Here is a 454-nt window from a genome sequence, read left to right as displayed (position 1 = left end):
GAGCCGACACCGACCACTCTGCCACCCCGGCCCCGGCAAGTCGCACAGGCCGGTCCCGCGTCGCGGCCGCGCCACTCCCGAAACCACCCGTTTCGCTGTGAGCGCAATCCGCTTTCGCCCGGGAATGAACGCGCTGCCTGGATGCTTTCCACCGACAGACGGGTGTGAGCACATCGGCGCCTCGTGAGGGACACTGATAGGGAACGAAGAAGCGAAGGGGTCACGATGGACGATCAGTCGAGAATGTACGAGCTCGAATTCCCGGCGCCTCAGGTCATGCCCGGGGACGGGCGCGGCCCGGTGCTGGTCCACGGCCTCGAGGGCTTTTCCGATGCCGGGCACGCGGTGAAGATCGCGACCACCCACCTGCGCGAGAGCCTCGAGTCGGAACTGGTCGCCTCGTTCGCGGTGGACGAGCTGATCGACTACCGGTCGCGTCGGCCCACCATGACGT

The 454-nt window shown here is 67.2% G+C and carries 1 protein-coding gene; it reads left to right on the top strand.

Annotated features, from left to right (window positions below; translation table 11 throughout):
• Nucleotides 1-243: 243 nt before the first annotated feature.
• On the top strand, nt 244-454 hold a 211-nt coding region (locus AC1DYG_RS19725; protein WP_477641546.1), incomplete at its 3' end, for a PAC2 family protein.

The organism is Pedococcus sp. P1_H8, from assembly GCF_056405175.1.
This window is presented reverse-complemented; position numbering and strand designations above follow the sequence as displayed.